The organism is uncultured Kordia sp. (assembly GCF_947489565.1).
In the GTDB taxonomy this organism is placed as follows: Bacteria; Bacteroidota; Bacteroidia; order Flavobacteriales; family Flavobacteriaceae; genus Kordia.
This window is the reverse complement of record NZ_CANLEA010000010.1, coordinates 15831-31079: the sequence shown is the minus strand read 5'-3', so window position 1 is coordinate 31079 and position 15249 is coordinate 15831. Positions and strand designations below refer to the sequence as shown.

The 15249-nt window shown below is 33.4% G+C and carries 16 protein-coding genes and 1 other RNA gene; 12 read left to right on the top strand and 5 right to left on the bottom strand.

Going from position 1 to position 15249, the window contains the following annotated elements; genetic code table 11:
- Positions 1-20: 20 nt before the first annotated feature.
- Genes Q0845_RS14520 through Q0845_RS14505 form a run of 4 tightly spaced genes read right to left on the bottom strand, consistent with a single transcriptional unit; the run spans position 21 to position 5371 of the window.
- Complete coding sequence (locus tag Q0845_RS14520; protein WP_298514538.1) at positions 21-1211, bottom strand: AGE family epimerase/isomerase; 1191 nt, start codon at positions 1209-1211, stop codon at positions 21-23.
- Positions 1211-2386, bottom strand: coding sequence for a glycosidase (locus Q0845_RS14515; protein ID WP_298514536.1), 1176 nt, complete (start codon positions 2384-2386; stop codon positions 1211-1213). Before Q0845_RS14515 ends, Q0845_RS14520 begins: the two co-directional genes overlap by 1 nt.
- A gap of 16 nt (positions 2387-2402) precedes the next feature.
- Complete coding sequence (locus Q0845_RS14510; RefSeq protein WP_298514533.1) at positions 2403-4235, bottom strand: sodium:solute symporter family protein; 1833 nt, start codon at positions 4233-4235, stop codon at positions 2403-2405.
- Positions 4232-5371 (bottom strand): glycoside hydrolase family 26 protein, encoded by a 1140-nt coding sequence (locus Q0845_RS14505; RefSeq protein ID WP_298514531.1) that lies wholly within the window; start codon positions 5369-5371, stop codon positions 4232-4234. Before Q0845_RS14505 ends, Q0845_RS14510 begins: the two co-directional genes overlap by 4 nt.
- 101 nt (positions 5372-5472) lie before the next feature.
- On the opposite strand from Q0845_RS14505, the gene Q0845_RS14500 reads away from it, so the two are divergent.
- Complete coding sequence (locus tag Q0845_RS14500; RefSeq protein ID WP_298514529.1) at positions 5473-6351, top strand: AraC family transcriptional regulator; 879 nt, start codon at positions 5473-5475, stop codon at positions 6349-6351.
- A gap of 288 nt (positions 6352-6639) precedes the next feature.
- Positions 6640-7026 (top strand): hypothetical protein, encoded by a 387-nt coding sequence (locus tag Q0845_RS14495; RefSeq protein WP_298514527.1) that lies wholly within the window; start codon positions 6640-6642, stop codon positions 7024-7026.
- Here Q0845_RS14495 and Q0845_RS14490 read toward each other — a convergent pair.
- Positions 7013-8077, bottom strand: a complete 1065-nt coding sequence (locus Q0845_RS14490; RefSeq protein WP_298514525.1) for a glutaminyl-peptide cyclotransferase — start codon at positions 8075-8077, stop codon at positions 7013-7015. The two genes, Q0845_RS14495 and Q0845_RS14490, sit on opposite strands and share 14 nt — an antisense overlap.
- Before the next feature lie 86 nt (positions 8078-8163).
- Between Q0845_RS14490 and ffs the strand changes: the two genes are divergently transcribed.
- From ffs to fsa, 10 genes are all read left to right on the top strand, one after another.
- Positions 8164-8262, top strand: an RNA gene (gene ffs / locus Q0845_RS14485) — signal recognition particle sRNA small type.
- Between the two features lie 170 nt (positions 8263-8432).
- Entirely contained in the window at positions 8433-9242 is an 810-nt protein-coding gene (locus Q0845_RS14480) for an SDR family oxidoreductase (protein ID WP_298514522.1), read from the top strand.
- Between the two features lie 98 nt (positions 9243-9340).
- Positions 9341-9910 carry a DinB family protein gene (locus Q0845_RS14475; protein WP_298514519.1) on the top strand — a complete coding sequence of 190 codons (570 nt, stop codon included), beginning with the start codon at positions 9341-9343 and terminating at the stop codon, positions 9908-9910.
- A gap of 11 nt (positions 9911-9921) precedes the next feature.
- The gene (locus tag Q0845_RS14470; RefSeq protein WP_298514517.1) at positions 9922-10971 is read left to right on the top strand and encodes an alpha/beta hydrolase; all 1050 of its coding nucleotides are present in this window, start codon (positions 9922-9924) and stop codon (positions 10969-10971) included.
- A gap of 20 nt (positions 10972-10991) precedes the next feature.
- Entirely contained in the window at positions 10992-11354 is a 363-nt protein-coding gene (locus tag Q0845_RS14465) for a hypothetical protein (protein WP_298514514.1), read from the top strand.
- Positions 11351-11587: a VF530 family protein gene (locus tag Q0845_RS14460; protein WP_298514512.1), complete on the top strand. Its 237-nt coding sequence runs from the start codon at positions 11351-11353 to the stop codon at positions 11585-11587. Before Q0845_RS14465 ends, Q0845_RS14460 begins: the two co-directional genes overlap by 4 nt.
- A gap of 369 nt (positions 11588-11956) precedes the next feature.
- Complete coding sequence (locus tag Q0845_RS14455) at positions 11957-12715, top strand: LytTR family DNA-binding domain-containing protein (RefSeq protein WP_298514510.1); 759 nt, start codon at positions 11957-11959, stop codon at positions 12713-12715.
- Positions 12716-12832: 117 nt separating this feature from the next.
- On the top strand, positions 12833-13495 hold the full coding sequence (locus Q0845_RS14450; protein ID WP_298514508.1) for a type II CAAX endopeptidase family protein: 663 nt from the start codon (positions 12833-12835) through the stop codon (positions 13493-13495).
- A 71-nt stretch (positions 13496-13566) separates the two neighbouring features.
- On the top strand, positions 13567-14103 hold the full coding sequence (locus Q0845_RS14445) for a hypothetical protein (RefSeq protein ID WP_298514505.1): 537 nt from the start codon (positions 13567-13569) through the stop codon (positions 14101-14103).
- Positions 14104-14560: 457 nt separating this feature from the next.
- Positions 14561-15214, top strand: coding sequence for a fructose-6-phosphate aldolase (gene fsa, locus Q0845_RS14440; RefSeq protein ID WP_298514503.1), 654 nt, complete (start codon positions 14561-14563; stop codon positions 15212-15214).
- The last annotated feature ends 35 nt before the right edge of the window (positions 15215-15249 follow it).

The window sequence follows — 15249 nt, the reverse complement described above, 5'->3', positions numbered from 1 at the left end:
TAACCTAATTGCGATTCAATTTAAGAAGTTTGTGTATTGAGAACAATACAAGCTCTTGCATTGTGATAAGGAGCTTTCCACATGCTTACTTTGTCTTCAATGGTGTATGGATTGTTATTTTCATCAACTCTAAAATACCATTCTCCATGCGTATGATCAATGATATGTTTTTTAGTATATGACCATATTTTTAACGAAGCTTCTATATATTTTTGATGTTGAGTAAGTTGATACGCATAATCTAAGCCGATCATGGCTTCTACTTGTGGCCACCAATGCAAATCAGTGTCAATTTCGTTGGTTTTTCTATTTTTTTCGTTGAGAACAGCGCCGTTTTTATGCAATGCAGTCGCTAAAAAATTATCCGCAATTTGTATCGCGATGGAGTTTGCTTTTTTGATAAGATTGGAATCATCTACCGCTTTTGCAGCTTCTATGATAAGCCAAGCCGCTTCAATATCATGTCCGTATGAAATGGAATGACTTAGAAGTTTCCATTGGTCGTCAAAGAACAATTCAAAATTGTAATCAACATTTAAAAATTTGTCAAAAAGCAAGTGAATTAAAGAACGTAACGCCTTTTTTACCTCGATACTGTCATGAATTTTTAAAAGTGAAGTATAGGCTTCCAATATGTGTAAATGCGTGTTCATGGTTTTAGAAGCATTTAAATCCTTCTTACTTAAACGCATGTCTTTAATTGGAGACCAATCTTCATGAAAAGCTTCAAAATAACCGCCATGCAATGTATCTTTTGCATACTTTTCAATCGTATTAAAAAGGTCAATTGCCCAAGATTTTGCACTTTCGTTTTTTGTAGTTATGTAGTATTCTGACAATGCATATATGGTAAAAACCTGCGCATATATTTGCTTTCTTTTGTTGATAGGTTTTCCTGTAAAATCTACTTCCCAAAAGACTCCTTTGTGATATGTGTCTTTAAAATACGTCTGAATATACGCAAAGGATTGATCGCAAAGCGTTCTATATTTTTCTGTGTTAAGGTGATTCGCACTTGCTGAAAATGCCCAAAGAATTCGGGTGTTCAGGATGATTCCTTTAGAAGCTTTTGGAACATGATTGTTAAAGAAATCAATTTTGCCCACAAAACCGCCGTGTTCTTCGTCTATGGTATGTGTTTCCCAATACTGAAGAATGTTAAGCAGTTCTTTGTGAAGTTCTAATTTGAGATTTTTGTACGCTTCCGTCATCAATACAAACCTTTATTTTTATCGATTAAATCAATGATCGTATTTACAGAAAGATGCGATTTGTATTGATCTACAGCAGTATTTTCACAATAATCAATTAAAGTATCAATCGTTGTGGTGGCAACATGCATTCTAGTATCTGAAGAAGCATAATAAATATAAACTGCACCATCATTATCTGCAATCCAACCGCTAGAGAATAAAACATTCGACACATCGCCAATTCTTTCTTCATCAATAGGCGCCATAAAATGTCCTGCAGGTTGATGAATTACTTTTGAAATATCTTGCAAATCCGTCATAAACATATACAAAGTATAGCGTAAACCTGCAGCGGTATTACGAACACCATGTGCCAAATGCAACCAACCTTTGTCCGTTTTAATTGGAGCAGGACCCAAACCATTTTTAAGTTCGTAAATGGTATGATATACTTTATTATTGATGATTTTTTCATCCAAAACTTCAGGATGATTCATATCGTTTATATATCCAAGACCGATTCCGCCACCGCTACCAACATTGATAAAACCGTCTTGAGGTCTTGTATATACTGCATATTTTCCATTGATAAATTCGGGATGTAAAACCACATTTCTTTGCTGACCAGAATTCGAAATTAAATCGGGCAAACGTTCCCAATGAAGTAAATCTTTTGTTCTTACAATTCCAGCATTTGCAATGGCCGAACTTGTATCTTCTTTTGGAGCATTTGGATCTTTGCGTTCGGTACAAAAAATACCATAAATAAATCCGTCTTCATGTTTTGTTAGGCGCATGTCATAAACATTCGTATCTGGATTATTCTCTATTTGAGGAATGACGCAAGGTTTGTCCCAAAATTGAAAATTATCAATACCATTTGGGCTTTCTGCCATCGCAAAAAAGGACTTTCTATCATTGCCTTCTACACGTACGCAAAGTACATAGTTGTTGTTCCATTTGATGGCGCCAGCATTGAAAGTCGCATTAAAACCAATACGTTCAAGGAATTTAGGATTGGTTTCAGGATTCAAATCATATCGCCAATGAATTGGAATATGATCACTGGTTATAATCGGATATTTATAGCGTGTATATATTCCATTGGATAAGAACGTGCTTTCATTTTTCTTGGTGATTAATTCTTCATGCTCTTTTTGTAAGCGTTCAAATCTGTTTTTATTTGTATGCATTATGATTGATTCTATATTACCGTTCTGTTAAAGTATTCCACCAATATTTTTTTAGTAATATCAAACAAATGACCAATACCAATAGCGATATTAATAAAGGCGTTGTTTTGTTAAATACGAGATACATTGGCAAGATGACAAGCGTGGTTTGCGCAATGGTGCCGACAAACACGTTAAACATGTCACTTTTAAAGTTTGAAGTGTCTTTTACTTCAATATTTTGTGCAATTAATTTTTCTTTGATTGGTTTCCAAAAACCCCAAGGTTTTACATTTTTATAAAAATCCAGCAATACAGATTCTTCTGTTGGTGGCGCAGAATAAGTTCCTATTACACATCCAGCCAAAGAAATAAGTAGGAGTATTGGAAATAAATAGAGCGCTAAAACATCTGGGAATAATTCAGGAATAATAGCAGCAGCTAAAAGACCAGCTGTCATTCCCCAAAAGAATCCTTCTCCATTAAATCGCCACCAATGCCATTTTAAAATATTGGCAGCTACATAACTTCCATACAACACAGAAACAATCCATTGTAATACAGAATTCACATCTTTTGCAAACAGCCCTAAAATGATGCTTACCACAACGACCAACAATCCGGAAGTGTAATTCATATTCTTAATTTGCTTGGCACTTGCATTCGGATTTTTATATTTTAGATAAATGTCGTTGACTAAATAGGCTTGTGCTGCATTTAAAGTTCCAGCAAAAGTGGACATAAAAGCTGCGATCAACCCAGATAATAGCAATCCTAAAAGTCCTATAGGAACAAATTCTTTGATAGCACTCGGAAGAATTAATTCGAAATCAACATCTCCAGAAGCTGTAATTAAGTCTAATTTTTCATAGTAAATCAATGCCAGTGCAGCAAAACCAGCAATCATTAAATACCTGATTGGCATTAGCACGACAGAGACAAAACCACTCATTTTGGAAGCTTCAGAAGGCGATTTTGTAGATAGTATTTTTTGCATGTCATAATTAGGAGCAGGACCAGCAAAACTTACCAGAATACCTTTAAAAACCATCATCATAAAGAAAATGGTAAATAGATTGAAACCATCATCTTTTATCTTTTGATTGACTTCAGGAATGATATTCACCCAATCCATATTCAGTTCCCAATTAAAAAACGGACTTAACCATCCATCTGGAACCAAAACTTCGTTATCTATCACGGCCATATATCCTAAATAACCAACAACAACGGCAGCTATAGTCATGATGGCAAATTGTATAAAATCTGCCCAAACAATACCGGACATTCCGCCTAAAAGCGAATAAAAGACAGCAAATATGGTAAAAATGATTCCGTAGAAATGCGGTACAAACTCTGGGCTTATGGTAAAAGGTACATAGTTGCTCACAAGTTCCCAAGGAACAAAAATTTCTACAAATTTTCCTAAACCAATAAATCCGTATGCTAAAAAACCAAGACAGAGAACAAGTGCAAATATCACCACAATCAAGTGCGAGCGTTTTGCGCCTTTTTTAAATCCAAATCGTGTCCCAATCCATTCGGCGCCAGTAGTAGCATTGGACCTTCGAAGCCATTTGGATAAATACACCATTAAAAATATTTGATTAAAAATGGGCCATAACCAAGGAATCCAAGCACTTTTAATACCGTACACAAACATTAAGGTAACTAACCAAATGGTTCCTGAAATATCAAACATACCAGAAGCGTTGGAAAGTCCTAACATATACCATGGAATGGATTTTCCGCCCAATAAATAATCGTCTTTACTGCGTTGCGCCTTTTTTCGTAATACAATCCCAATAACTACGATCGTACAGAGATAAAAAGCAATAATTAAAAGATCTACAGTGTTTAAATATTTCAAAATTTTAGGTTATTTAAGTCCTTCAAAAAAAGCGTTTCTGTCAAGCTCTGAAACTTTTTAAAATCGTCTTCATTTTTATGAAATTTATAAGGCATATAATGATGTTTTCTATTGGCATTTCTCCAAAACAAGATCCAAGATATTCCAGAATTTTTAATATTAGGATATAATGTCTCCGTAAACCAATTGTTGGTTGTAACCGATTCCAATCCTGTTTCTGTAAGCGCGTACAGTTTATTCTTTTCGGTGGCAACACGTTTTACCAGACTTAGATCATTTTTAAGCGAAACTACATATTCATCCGATCTGCTATAATCATAAATATCGACACCTAATATATCAACATATTCATCACCAGGATAATATTTTAGATAATCTTCATTCTTTTTAAGTCTGTTTGGCGCATATACATACAAGAGATTATGAACTTTATATTCATCTCTAAGCATGTGTACCGTTTCCCGCCAAAGTGTTTGGTATTCTTCGGGTGTACAATGTCCTTTTCCCCACCAAAACCATTCGCCATTCATTTCGTGAAACGGACGAAAGATGACAGGAATTTTTCGACCTTTATATTCTAGCGATGTTAAAAAGTCAGCAACTTTCTTTCCCCATGCTTTGTATTTTGGTTTCAAATTTCCATTCTTAATAATTTTGCTGACCGCAGGAATGGTGTCCCAAGAACTTGCATCATTTACAGGATTGTATGCATGCCAACTAATTGTGATTAAACCACCTTTTTTATGTGCTTCTACAATTAAATTCCGCATAACATTAAAATCAACGGAATCAATATTTTTACTACTATCAAACTCTATTTTGGCAATATCAAAACCATAAATGGAAGGAAAATTACCGCTAACGTCGTGCATATCGCTTCTCCACACATTTGCGTTTCCAATTTTTTTCCAACCAATACCATATGCTGTAGCATCTTGTTGACCAATGGCAAAACCTGCTTTTGAGATCATGAATAGTTTTTTGTGAAGCACTTTTGTTTCTTTCGATAGTTTCTGATCTACGAGTTGTGGTTTTGCATACGTAGCATCATATAAAGAAGTACACGAAGAAAATGATAACGCGACTAATACTATTATAAAGATTTTGGAGTAATTAAATATGTTTTTTTTGATCACTATGTTGATAATTTGTTTAAAATAAAGGATCAAAGTTAGGTAGACATTCTTATTTTTGATGGTACTATTTTGTCAAATTGATAAAAAATTGATAAAAAATTATGCGTTTACTAAAAAATGTACAACGAGAAATAACACCTTTAACCTTAGAAGATAGCTTTCTTGTTTTTGATAGAAAGAAGAAAATTTTCGATTATCCCATACATTTTCATCCTGAATATGAATTCAATTTTATACGGAATGGAAAAGGAATAAAACGATTTGTAGGAGATAGTTTTGAGGAAATTGATGCGGTAGAACTCGTGTTGGTAGGACCCAATTTACATCATGGTTGGCTATCGGATGAATCATTAGATGAAAATGCTCATGAAATCACCATACAGTTTCATGACAGTTTGTTTCATCAAGGATTATTAGATAAAAAGATCATGAAACCTATTAAAAACATGTTAGAACGATCTTCGTACGGAATATTGTTTTCCAAAGAAATCAGCCTGAAACTGTACGATAGCATTTCAAGCTTATCTGAATTTCAAGGAATGGATTATTTTATAAAATTCTTATCCATACTTCAAGATTTAGCAACTTCCGAAGGACAAACTTTATTGTCAAATTATGCCGTAGACAGACCTAATTTTGAAAATAACAAACGTTTAGAATTGGTGTATGAATACATCAACGATCATTTTAAAGATAAAATCAAATTGGACGATGTATCAAGCTTAGTCAATATGAGCAATGTGTCCTTTAACCGTTTTATAAAAAGTAGAACGGGAAAGACGTTTATTGAATATTTAAATGATATTAGAATCAGTCACGCTTCCATGAAACTTATTGAAGGCGATCATCGAATTTCTGAAATTGCTTTTGAATGCGGATTCAATAATATTGCAAACTTTAATCGTGTTTTTAAGAAAATTAAAAATTGCACACCGACTGAATTCAAAGAGGAATTCTCTGGAATTAAAAGAATTCTTTAAGCTCTAAGAAGTTTATGTGTTTATAAGTTTAGGAGTTTACGTATTATAATCAAAATACAAAAAGACGAAGCTGCGTCTAATAAATCTAAGAGCATAGCAAATCTAAGAAGTCTAAGAAGTTTATGTGTTTATAAGTTTAATAGTTTACGTATTATAATCAAAATACAAAAAGGCGAAGCTGCGTCTAATAAATCTAAGAGCAAAGCAAATCTAAGAAGTCTAAGAAGTTTATGTGTTTATAAGTTTAGTAGTTTTCGTATTGTAATCAAAATACAAAAAGGCGAAGCTGTGTCTAATAAATCTAAGAGCACAGCAAATCTAAGAAGTCTAAGAAGTTTATGTGTTTATAAGTTTAGTAGTTTACGTATTCTAACCAAAATACAAAAAGGCGAAGCTGCGTTTAATAAATCTAAGAGCAAAGCAAATCTAAGAAGTCTAAGAAGTTTATGTGTTTATAAGTTTAAGAGTTTACGTATTATAATCAAAATACAAAAAGGCGAAGCTGCGTCTAATAAATCTAAGAGCAAAGCAAATCTAAGAAGTCTAAGAAGTTTATGTGTTTATAAGTTTAATAGTTTACGTATTCCAACCAAAATACAAAAAGGCGAAGCTGTGTCTACTAAATCTAAGAGCAAAGCAAATCTAAGAAGTCTAAAAAAACCTATCGCTCCATAATCTCAACTTCAAACATTTTATCCCAGTATTTTCCAGTAACAAAATATGTTTTCGTTTTAGGATTGTACGCAATACCATTAAAAACATCGGTTGTAGGAAGCACCGTTGTTTTCTCTTTCAAACCTCTAAAATCAATAATACCTTCCAATGCACCATTCTTTGGATTAATGATCATCATACTAGGTTTTTGATAGCTATTTGCATAAATCTTCCCATTGATATATTCCAATTCATTCGATTTTACATACGTACGTTTGTTGTCACATACTTGAATTGCGTATTCTTCTTTCAATGTCGTAGGATTTAAAATCCAGATTTTTTCAGTTCCATCACTTTTATAAAACTTTTCACCATCGGTACACAATCCCCAACCTTGATTACTCTTTTGATAATAGAAAGTACGAATCTCTTTTAAATTATCAGGATTAAAAACAAACCCTTTATTTGCCTGCCAAGTCAGCATATACAAAGTATCGTTTAAGACTGTAATACCTTCACCGAAATATTGACGATCTAAATCAATTTTTTGGTAAATTTCTCCTGTTTTATAATTCACTTTACGAAGTGATGATTGTCCACGCTGTCCTGTACTTTCAAAAAGTGTATCTCTATAAAACTCCAATCCTTGAGTGTAGGCTTTGTTGTCATGCGGATACGTATTGACAATTTTATAAGTGTAAATCTTAGGTTTACTGTTTGATAAAACAATAATATTCTTCACCACAGGTGCCGTTTTTCCGCCTCCGTAGGTTACTGTAGCTTTCAATAATTGTTTTCCTAACAACATATCTGCAGGAATTGTAGTTTCTAAAACAGAAGGATCTGCACTAGAATTTTCTAACTTTTGATCGTTTAAAGTATACGAAACAGACTCAACAGGACCATTATTTACGTTGATCAAAGTCGCTTTTATAGCGGAACTTAGTTGAAACTTATCCGTTTTTCCATCTATTTTCAGTGAAAACTTGGATGGAGTTGGTTTTTTTTCGCTTCCGCAAGAAAAAATAGTTAAACTTAAAAATGTGATTATGAATATCTTATAAAGTTTCATAGGAATGCAATATTTTTATTGAGCTAAAGTATTAAAATCAGTTCAAAAAATGGTTGCTTAAATGTAAAAACATTTTATCTTTGCAGCGGCAAGTCCTACACAACCAGCTCCTGTTTAATCCTCCAGGGCGGGAACGCAGCAAAGGTATACGGTCGTAGCGGTGTGATGTAGGTAGCTTGCCTTTTTTTATGCCCTAAAGTCAACGATCCCAAAACAACTTCACAAATCATTTATAAGAAGGTTCTATAAATACAAGATAGCAAGTCTTACATTGTTCATCTCGATTATGAAGTCAAGGCTTTATTTCTCCTTTTTTTTAAGCATATTTGTAAAAAATTAACCAAAAATTAAACGAATGTCAAAAGTTGTATTGATTACTGGTGGTTCATCAGGAATTGGAAAATCTATAGGAATCTTATTAGCAGAAAAAGGCTATACTGTATATGGTACAAGTAGAAACCCCGATAAATTCAAAGATTTTACAGCTTTTAAACTCATTGCTTTGGATGTACGTGACACGGAAACTATTCAAAAAGCAGTGGCTACGATTATAGAAGCAGAAGGTCGTTTGGATATATTAATCAACAACGCAGGAGTTGGAATTACAGGTCCTATTGAAGAAACTCCAGACGAAGAAATCCACAAAGCTTTTCAAACCAACTTATACGGTCCAATTGCTGTAATGAAAGCAGTTTTGCCACAAATGCGCAAACAAAAAAGTGGTCATATTGTCAATGTGACTTCTATTGCAGGTTATATGGGATTGCCGTATAGAGGAATTTACTCAGCAACCAAAGGTGCTTTAGAATTGGTGACAGAAGCCATGCGTATGGAAGTAAAAATGTTTGGTGTTGAAATTGCGAATGTTGCGCCAGGTGATTTTGCAACCAATATTGCCGCAGGACGTTATCATACGCCAGTTTATGACGATTCTCCGTATAAAGAAGTGTATGGAAACATGCTTAAAGAAATGGACGAACATGTAGATGGCGGATCGGATCCAAAAATCATGGCAACTTCCGTTTTAAAGATTATTGAAACCAAAAAACCTAAAATTCACTACAAAGTCGGAGCGTTTATGCAGAAGTTTTCTATTGTATTAAAGCGTGCTTTGCCGGATAAAGTGTATGAAAAAATGCTAATGAATCATTATAAGTTAAAATAAGGAACGTTAATAATTCTTAAACTTATTCCTAATTAGTCCAAAATAATCATAGAATTCAGTAATTTCCAGTAAAATATACTAACGAAATTCTTTTACTGATGAAATCATACACACGACCAATCTCTATTTTCTTACTATTAATTGGTATTTGCTCGCCTACATTACAGGCACAACAAATAAAAGCTAAATCGGGCTATGATACCCAGATTGGAAATATGGTGTCTATGCTCGAAGACTTAAAAAGTCGTGTTACGTATAGTGTTGCCAATTTATCTGAGGAAGAAACAGACTTTCTGCTAGATGAAGACGCCAATAGGATAGGAGCAATGATTTACCATTTGGCAGCTACGGAGAAATATTACCAACTATATACATTTGAAAATAGAGGATTTAATCGAAGTGAAAAAGAATGGGAAACAGCATTAGGTTTAGGTGAAAATGGTAGAAAAACCTTTGTAAACAAGCCAATTAGTTATTATCTCGATATTTGGGATGAAGTGCGTAAAGAAACATTACGATTATTAAAAACCAAAAATGATGCATGGTTTGAAGCAAAAGTAGAAGGAAGCAGCATGAACAATCATTGGGCTTGGTATCATGTAATGGAACATCAAGCGAATCATATGGGACAAATACGATTAATTATCAAACGAATTCCAAGAAAGTAATAGAAAATAATATGCTTGCAAAAGATTTCCCTTCAATCCTACTTCGCATATTGCTGCTCATTGTATGCATACTGCAAGTAGCTTGTGCTCCAGAAGTAAGTTCTCTTCCTTCGCAGCATATAGAAAAGGGTTTGCAGGAATTTGAATCACCTATTTCTACTTCTTTAAATTCGGTTAGTTTTCATCCAAATATTATATATGGTGATGACAAACGAAATAGATATGACTTTTTTAAACCTAATACGGAAAAAGTTTCTTCCTTACTAATATTAGTTCATGGTGGCGGATTTGTCAACGGAGATAAATCTAAATATTATGATTCTTATCGCTATCGCGGATTTATTGATAGACTGTTAGAAAAAAATATTGCGGTTGCTACGATCAATTACCGATTTGTAGATCCACATAACAATCAAGGAATTCTCAATAGTTTACACGATGTAAAACGTGCGTTGCAACACATGCGTTATTTTTCAGATAGTTTGCATTTTGACAAAGAAAACGTAATGCTGTATGGAAGTTCGGCAGGTTCGGCTGCTGCTATGTGGATTGCTTTTCAAGATGATATGGCGATTGATGCTGGTAAAAACTCATTGGAGAGTGAATCTACACGGATCAAAGGGTTTGTTGGCATTTCAACACAAGCCAATTATGATATTGCCCAATGGCATCAAACCGTATTTGCATCATTTCAAGAAGATGGATTTACAGCAACTTCTTTGGAAGAATTGATTCAAGAACATCGTATTTTATTGTATTATGGAATAGATACGCGTACAGATTTAACTTCTGAAACCACAAAAAAGTACCTAGAAAAGACCAACATGCTGCAAATGTTATCGGCAGATGATCCAGTGTTTTATTTACAAACAGATACTTCTTCGGGTGGTATTCCAGAGAATATGGGCGAAATTTTTCATCATCCATTGCATGTAAAAACCATTCAGCAACACGCAATAAAAGTAGGTGCAAAAGGAATCTATTATTGTCCACAAATTGATTTGGACACTACAGAAGGAGAAAGTTATGAAGACTTCATCATTAGAACAATTGGCAATTAAATTTATAAAGACAAACAACGATGCGTATCAAGCTTTTATTTTTTTTGGTAATCGGAATTCATATCACAACCGCACAAACAAATTTTAAAAAAGAAATTTATGGCACTTGGGAATTGGAAACTATTACAGGAGAATTAAAAAGTGAACTAGCAAATCCTTTAATTGACAAAAACGTTGTATTTACATTCAAACAAGATGATATTTTAGTAATAGAATTTGCAGACTTTTTACTCGAAGCTACTTATACACTAGAAGGCGATGAGCTTACCATAGGAAAAATGCAGTATAAAATTACATCTATAAATAAAGATACGCTGTCTTTTAAAGAAAATAATAAAGAAATTACATCTCAATATACTTACAAACGAAAAACCAAACAATGAGCAATGAACAACCTAACAATCCGCTACACGGAATAAAACTGGCGGAAATCGTAGAAACTTTAGTTGACCATTATGGTTTTGAAGAATTGGGCGAACGAATTAAAATCAATTGCTTTAGAAGCAATCCATCTATAAAATCGAGCTTAAAATTTTTACGAAGAACACCTTGGGCACGCGAGAAAGTAGAAAAACTATACTTGAAGTTAATAGACAAAGCGATCTACAAAAAATAATGACCAACATTACAAATTACTGTGACATCTATACATATTACGGTAAAATTCTCACAAGTTTTCGCGTACTTTGAATTAACAATATAATCATTGTGTTTCAACAATTACATCATACTACTGTCTTTTTAAGAATAAGCAGTAGCATACTTTGAAATTTGTATTGGAAAGCCTGTGTAATGCAGGCTTTTTTCATAAAAAACTTCCTTTAAAAACGTATCGAAATTCATTCGTCAAGAAAATTATTTTACTTTTGAACCCAATGAAAAAAGGGATTTCTCATTCATGAGTACAACACAAAACAACAAAAATATTTTTAGTAATCTGATTCATAAACTGATACATAATTTTTCGTGGCGCTGGCTACAAAAAATGAGTATCCTAGTAGTTTTTTCATTATTGGTAAATCATTTGATGACGCGCGAAAATTTTCCAGGTAGTGAGTCCTATGTCTTTCCTTGGGAAGGTTTTTTGGCTTCTATTGGTTTAGGAACAATCATTGGCTTCATAGCGCATTTCAATTTCAAATACTACAAGAAAAAATACTTTAGCAAAAAGATAGAGATCGTTACCATCGTAAAATTTTTACTCTCTACGTTGTTATATATCATTCTAATTTACATTCCTATATATTTAATATTAACACCATTGAGTGGCGGAGAACCTGATTTTTATTATTTCCTAATTGGTTTGCTACTTACACTTTTATTGAGTGCTCTTGCCGTTAGTGCCTACTATGCATTTGATATATACGATTTGTATAAACTGTCTATCAAAGATGCAGAAATTGCTATAGAACATGGCGCAAAAACGACCTTGCTTACGTATGAAAATATTGCGTGTTTTTATAGCGAAAACAAAATCGTGTATGCCGTGCAAAATGATGGTAAAACCATTACGACCGATTTTACCTTGAATGGTTTGGAAGAAAAAGTCAACGATCAATTATTTTTTAGAGCAAATCGGCAAATTATTGTTCATATAAATTCCATTGATGAAATTGAAAAAATAGAAAATGGAAAGCTTCTAGTTCGATTAAAATCTGCGATCCAAAATTCAGAAATTGGAGAAATCAACATCAGTCGCTACAAACGAAAACCGTTTATGGATTGGTTTGAACAAAAGACATGAAAAAACAAGCGACTATTCAGTTGTAAATTTGCAACCATTCAGTAAAAGTATAGGTTTTTAAAGGGATTATCAGAGATATAGTTCATTATTTCGCTTTGAAATTAAAATCGAAAAACAATGAACAAAATCACTTTAAAACAAGCATTAATTCCTTTCATCACAATTATTTTAACAACCTTTATATGGTTTGTACCTCTAAATTTGGGATATTTTACAATGATGGTAGCAGCGTTGGTAACCATACTGGCAAGTTATGTAGAATACAAAGGAAAACTATTTTCTTCGCTCGGATTTCGACGTGAAAAATTTACACTAAAAAACATATTATTTTTTGCACCATTGGTAGCAGGTATATTGTTTTTATTTTATGCTTTTGTATTAGTTCCAGGACTCACAAAAGTAACAGGCGTTCCATTAGATTATTCAGGTTTTGAAGACTTCAAAGGAAATCTTCCTGCATGTTTAGTTGCCCTTGTGTATATATGGATTACAGCAGGATTTGGAGAAGAAATCGTTTTCCGCGGTTATTTTATGAGACAATTTGTAAAGCTTTTTGGAGAAAGTAAGATCAGTATTGTCATAAACATTCTTGTATTTGCTTGCTTTTTTGGGTTTTTACATGCGTATCAAGGAATTACTGGGCAGCTGGTTACTGGAGTTATTGGTGCTTTGATTGCCATTATATTTTATATTAAAAAGTATGATTTATGGTTCGCGGTAGCTGTGCATGGTTTCTTTGATACCATTGCGTTGTTATGTGTGTATTTTGACTGTCTATAAAAGAATCTAAAAGGAATGAGATGAACTTTATGTATCTTGGTGTTTATTACTACAATTGAATGTTCAAAACTATGAAGTACGATACTTTTTTGGAAAGACTTGAAACAATAGTGTATGCTGAGGATGTAACTAGTATTCCAATAGAAGAATATTATAGAAAATTATTGTTTCAAGTAGAATTGAACGCTACTGAAAAAGTAACGGCAAAGCTATTATTACACATTTTTAAAATGTCATTCACTTCTGAACCAATTCAATTTGATAATAACTGGAACAATCTTGTAGAAATAGATTTTTTTGTGAATTATGATGACATGTCAAATGAAGAAAGATTGGAATTTACTAAAAATCTGATACGGTTTTTTAGTGCTGATTTAAGAAGGCTTGGCGAAAAAGTCTTAAAAGATCCTTATCGTGGACTTGGAATCTCGTCATCATCAGGAGCACGATGGTATAACTTTGATATTGCTGAAGTGGTGTCAGGATGGGAGCGTTTTTATAAAGATAGCGTTTCTACAGCTCATGAAACTGAGGAAAACATGGAAGAAGAAAACTATTTTTGGACAGATATTGCCGATATATTACTGACAGGAAAAGGCTATGAATAAATGAATTGCTTTTGGATGCATTTGCATTCGTTTCACTATCTAAAGCTGTTAGTTGATCTGCGACAGCTGTTCCTGCCGCTGCAGCAAAAACTTTGAATAATCCTTTAAATTCTGGAGATACTTGTGGGCCAAATTTGTATGCTTGACCGCTAGTTTCGTTTGAAGTTGACATAATATGGTATTGAGGTTGGTTCGTTTTACAGCTTGTATATAAATTTTAAATGTACTAATAAAATTATAAATGTTTCCTGTGGTTTTTGGTTCGAAAATGTTAATAACTCACGAACTATTCTGTGACACAAGTTGATTATCACATGTTTTAATATTGTAATTTTACGCCAAATTGCGTTCAGGATAGTAGCGACATCCTCCCGATTTGCTCGGGAGATATAGCGAATAGCCTGTAAAAACGCCCAAAAAAGAAAACACAACTTTCATATATTAAAATAGATAACAAATGAAATTTTTTATTGACACGGCTAACTTAGATCAAATTCGTGAAGCACAAACATTAGGTATTTTAGATGGTGTAACTACAAATCCGTCACTAATGGCAAAAGAAGGAATTACTGGTGCCGAAAATATCTTGAATCATTACAAAGCCATTTGCGAGATTGTAGACGGACATGTTTCTGCGGAAGTAATTGCAACAGATTTTGAAGGAATGGTAAGAGAAGGAGAAGCATTGGCAGCTTTGAATCCGCAAATTGTGGTAAAATTACCGATGATTGCAGATGGTATAAAAGCGTGTAAATATTTTTCTGATAAAGGCATCAAAACGAATGTAACGTTGGTATTTTCTGCCGGACAAGCTTTATTGGCTGCAAAAGCAGGAGCAACGTATGTATCGCCATTTATTGGTCGTTTGGATGATATTTCTACAGATGGTTTAAACCTAATTGCAGAAATTAGAATGATTTATGATAATTATGCGTTTGAAACGGAAATTTTAGCCGCTTCTGTACGTCATACGATGCATGTGATTGATTGTGCTAAGATTGGCGCAGATGTGATGACAGGACCATTAAAATCGATTGTAGGCTTATTGAAACATCCTTTAACAGACATCGGTTTGGAAAAATTCTTAGCAGATTATAAAAAAGGAAACTAAACTCAAGTTTCAATTACTGATATACAAAAGCGTCT